General features: G+C 44.1%; 4 protein-coding genes. All 4 read right to left on the bottom strand.

The genetic code is table 11. From position 1 onward, the window contains the following. Positions 1-339: 339 nt before the first annotated feature. The gene (locus ACTIEV_RS14925) at positions 340-573 is read right to left on the bottom strand and encodes a hypothetical protein (RefSeq protein WP_439516767.1); all 234 of its coding nucleotides are present in this window, start codon (positions 571-573) and stop codon (positions 340-342) included. A 169-nt stretch (positions 574-742) separates the two neighbouring features. Then, positions 743-1,159 carry a DUF5675 family protein gene (locus ACTIEV_RS14920; protein ID WP_439516766.1) on the bottom strand — a complete coding sequence of 139 codons (417 nt, stop codon included), beginning with the start codon at positions 1,157-1,159 and terminating at the stop codon, positions 743-745. Between the two features lie 187 nt (positions 1,160-1,346). Then, a complete protein-coding gene (locus ACTIEV_RS14915; protein WP_439516765.1) occupies positions 1,347-2,105 on the bottom strand; it encodes a hypothetical protein in 759 nt (252 codons plus the stop codon). Positions 2,106-2,979: 874 nt separating this feature from the next. Next, the gene (locus ACTIEV_RS14910; protein ID WP_439516764.1) at positions 2,980-4,104 is read right to left on the bottom strand and encodes a hypothetical protein; all 1,125 of its coding nucleotides are present in this window, start codon (positions 4,102-4,104) and stop codon (positions 2,980-2,982) included. Between the last annotated feature and the right edge of the window lie 455 nt (positions 4,105-4,559).

Genomic DNA, 4,559 nt, shown 5'->3' with positions numbered 1-4,559 from the left:
AATGTAGCACATGTTTGTGCGTGTGGTTTATTTACCCCGGAGGGGTAACACGGAACGGCGGGATGGATTTTTGAAACGCATTTTGGTGGGATGGGAATGATGTTATTTTTTTCATTTGCCTATTGAATATTACACCCAAATATTCTTTGTTCAACCCCTCCGGGGTTGGGGAATTCATCTATGTTTTGTGGCTACAATCTTTTACCCCTCCGGGGTATTTTGGAGTTTGATCCGCCAAGGCGGACTCAACATGACGGTCTGTATTCACAATTGACAATTCACCATTCACAATTCACCCCTCACAAAAACAACCCCGTCTCAAAAGAGACGGGGGAGTGATCATTCTTCATCTTGCCAATCCAGGGGCTCTTCGTAGAGGGTGAGTTGGCTGAGGGCGGTGGCGGTGGCGCCGGCTGCGGCGGCGTAGCCGGAGATGGTTACCACAATGGCCGGTAATGCAACCGGTAGCGTGGCTATCGCCGTTGCAATGGCCGTGAGCGCTAACCCCACATTCCTGATCTTTCTAAAAAACGGCGGCGTCTGCGACCGCGCGCGTCGGATGATTTTTTTCATGTCTTTGATTTTGGGAGGGGGCCGGGTAGCGGGTAGCGGGTACTAGGTACTAGGTGCTAGGTGCTAGGTAAATAGTGCTGGGTGTTAATCGCAAAGCGATTAACTTTTCTAAAACCTTGCACCCAGTACCTTGCACCTAGTACCTTGCACCCACCCAGCACCCCTCCATTTACAATTTTGTGCTTCCACTTATCACAGTCAGCAGAATGGTTTCCTGACTCTGTAGGGCTCGTAACAATTTGCTGATCAGCATGTCAAAAGCCTGTTGGCTTTGCTCGCCGGTTCCGGGGCCGGTGAGGAGTAGTACGGGGGCGATACATCCTTTTAGTTCGCGTGCGGCATGGTTGGCGGGATGAATGAGTATATAACTCCTTCCCGGCACATCTTTTACTTCTATATGCCAGCGAAACTTCGGACTATACCTGCGCTTCAGTACATACGTGCCTTCAGGTATACATGACCTGTTCAGCTCATTATTACGCCAGGGCAATTCTATCGTATAACACAGCGGTTTACTATTTGCCCCCATCGTCAACAAACCATTCGTACCATCCGCGTGATAAGTGCGGTGAATGGTTAAGTGCATTTAAATCTTTGATTTTTTGATCTTTGATTTTTTGATTTTTTGAGGTGCTAGGTACTCGGTATTTGGTGCTGGTTTTTTGGGTCTCGCCTATGGCCAGATGGGTTATGAGGACTTTGTAATGCCTACTTTACTTTTATTAACAAATCAACCAATACCTTGCACCTAGTACCCAGCACCTATTACCCTCTTACGCCTGATCCACACGGATTACCGTGCTGTTGATGGAGGCGGCGCTCATGAGGGGATAGTAGTGACCATTGATTTCTGTGAAGTACTCCAGTTTGAGTGCTATCACTACCGGATCGGTACTGTTTGCCGGTAGCGTTTCTGTTAACACTGTTTCCGGTAATACTTCATTATCAATCAATAACTTTTCTGTGGATACCATTACCTTACTGATTTCTCCTGTTTCAAAATTCAACGCTGCCGCTGCCAGTGTGAACATGAAATGAGTAGCATTGGCCGGTACATTCAAACGTTGTTTGGGAATCATTGGCTGTATCGTAGCAACCGTAACTCCTGTTAGTCGATTGAATGCAGAGGAATAACCGCCATTGATTGCCGTATCAATGCTACCGCTACCTGTGAAATCAAATCCTACCAACATACTTAGGTCGCCAAGGCTTGCGCGTCTTTGTCCGCGTAAATTGGTGGTATCCGTTTTGCGAATTGCATTCATCAACTTCACCGTTTGCTGAATCAATGACTTGTTCTTGATGTTCCAGTTGAGGTCTGTGAATGCATTGCGGAATATCCTGGCTTCTGTGGTCATGATTCCAAATTCAGAAGTGTGGTCTCGCCATGCCTGGAATTGTTGTCCGGATTGACGTTCCGCCATATTGATTTTACTTTTTTGTCTGGCTTTAAATCCCGATTTGGTATGCGAGTAAGTAACATCACCTACTGTTCCGCTTAACCGATGGGTGCCAAATTGTTTTGCTGCCATTGTTTTGTTTTTACGTTTTAAAAAATTCACCCGTGATTCATTTCTCGGGTGGTGATTGTTTCCCGCTGCAGACGGGCCACCGGTGGTTTGTTAACGAGATCAAAACTAATGGCTGCATCACCCGGTCAGGGCTGGTAGGGCTGGTACCAGCCCTGATAAAGTATTGCAAGTGAATGAGATGCGTCGATAAGAATATAAGAACAGCAGCATGTCCAATATCCAATTTCGAAGTTGGATATTCGATATTGGTTATTCTGCTGTTACTTAAGATTTTCCTAAGACAGGTGACTGACCGGGTACTAAGAACCAAACGATGATGTCGGGAGAGAGATACGTGGGGGTTACGAGCGTGATAAGAGAGTCATAAGAGAATGATAGTGATTTCATAGTGAAACGATAGTCAAACCATAGAGAAAACATAAGGGACAAAGGACAAGAGACAGGGTACAAGGAAGCTACAAGTTACAGGCTGCAAGCTATATGTAAGATGTCGGATGTCTGATTTTGGATATCGGGTAATCGGGGTTTATACCCCGGAGGGGTAAAAGATTGTAGCTCCAAAAAAATCCAAAATTTTATTTACCCCGGAGGGGTAACACGAGACGGCGGGTTTAGTTTTTGAAAAGCGTTTCGGCGTGATTGAATGATTTTGTTTTTTAATTGCGCCTATTCAATGGTGCACCCAAATATTCTTTGTGCAACCCCCTCCGGGGTTGGGGAATTCCTATATGCTTTGGGGCTACAATCTTTTACCCCTCCGGGGTGTTGTTAGGGTTGGTGATGATAAATATTGCTAACAGTGGGGAGAGATGTCTCCGCTCTCCCCACTTGCGTCGGGATTCGGTCTACATGACGGTTTTATGATGGGGTCATGTCAATGACTGAGGATCGCTATTTTTTGTAGCATGGTGGTGATATGTGTTCTTACGATGGCGAGGGCGGGGCCTTCTAGGGAGTAGAATTTATCATAGAGATGTCGCGCTGATATGGGGGCTGTGGTTCGGCTGGTTCTGAATGTTTGTGATACCATTCTCATCAACTCTTTATGGTTGTTAGTGGTTAAAATATTTGCCTCTATCAGTACTCGAAAGAAAGCTGCTAATTGTGAAACAGAAAGTGTGGTATGGAATAATAAATCTTGTGCGCATTGCTCTATCGCTGTGTTGTTTTTTTCTAGCTCCTGACACCTTATCAACTCCATCTGTATCGCTTCTTTTAATTGGTCTTTTATAGAAGGTAATGCAGGCTCTGCGCCCATTTGGTCGATCAATGGAATACGGTCTACCCAGTGAAGGTAAGTGACCCAATGTTGAATGGGGTTGGTAGATGCTGTCTGTAGCAGGGTACAACGCTCGATGAAAAAATGAATAAAGAGGGAGTGATTACAATTGCGTCGAATGAGTGTGAAGATCATAGCAGTGGTGGTATCTTCATACAAACCCGCTTGCTCGGATGGTAAAATGGATAAGAGCTCTGTCCAATATTCTGCATGGTAATAGCTATGGGTACCTGTTCTGTGCAACTGATTTTGATAGAGGGTACGCAATAATGCGATCAGTGAAGTGGGGGAGCTGTCTTCGGATACCTTCTCAGACAAAGATTCCCAATACGCATCCTGCTGTTCTTTGATTGGATCCCATAGCGAACGCGGCATAGGTTCATAGGGATTGAAGTGCTCAGAAAAATGTCTTCGTACAAAATTAAGGGTATCGGTACACCAGATCTCTAACTGTTCATGGGTACGGTTGCGTTTTTGTTCCGGTGGACGGGTACGGTATAATTTCTCCAGCCAGATATGTAAGATTTTTACCGTAACGATGACCATGCTACGCAAAGCTTTTTTGCATTGCACCATTACAAATGCGCCGGTAAAATCTTTTTCCAGCTCTCTGGCTTTTAGCGTGGCTTCTTTTCTTTTTTGTTCCCTGACTGTTTCAGTAATGTCTTGTTGTGTACCCTCATGTATTAAAACATTCAGCTCCCTTAATGTATGGTTCATACGCTTTTTTTAGTGATAGCATTCGGGAGATATCATGAATCCTCCGATCGTATGTACATCTAAAATGGGGAGATGTGTTACAATATAAATATTTTCTATATAAATAAAAAATATTTATCTTTAAGATTAGATAGAATAAACACGAGACTCATCACTATTGCTTTGATTTTTGGCCTTAGAAAAAAAGCGCGTGTCTGCCGTTAGGCAGGTTAAGAAATTTGCGGAATGAAGCGTTAAGCAATGGATGATGTCTGGCTTTACACAAATGCTGAAGCACAGCTTCGCTTAATTAATGAACTAAAGCTGGGATTTAGACTTCATCCATTGTAGCGTAATGAAGTAAATTTTAGCTTTTTTTCTAAAGCCTTGACTTTTTTTGTTACTTTTTTGTGTCAAGTGATTAGCAGTAGGAACTCCAAACCTGATAAAGTAACTTGTAAAAGCAGTGCTACCAC

This window comes from Sediminibacterium sp. (assembly GCF_051861365.1).
In the GTDB taxonomy this organism is placed as follows: Bacteria; Bacteroidota; Bacteroidia; order Chitinophagales; family Chitinophagaceae; genus Sediminibacterium.
This window is presented reverse-complemented; position numbering and strand designations above follow the sequence as displayed.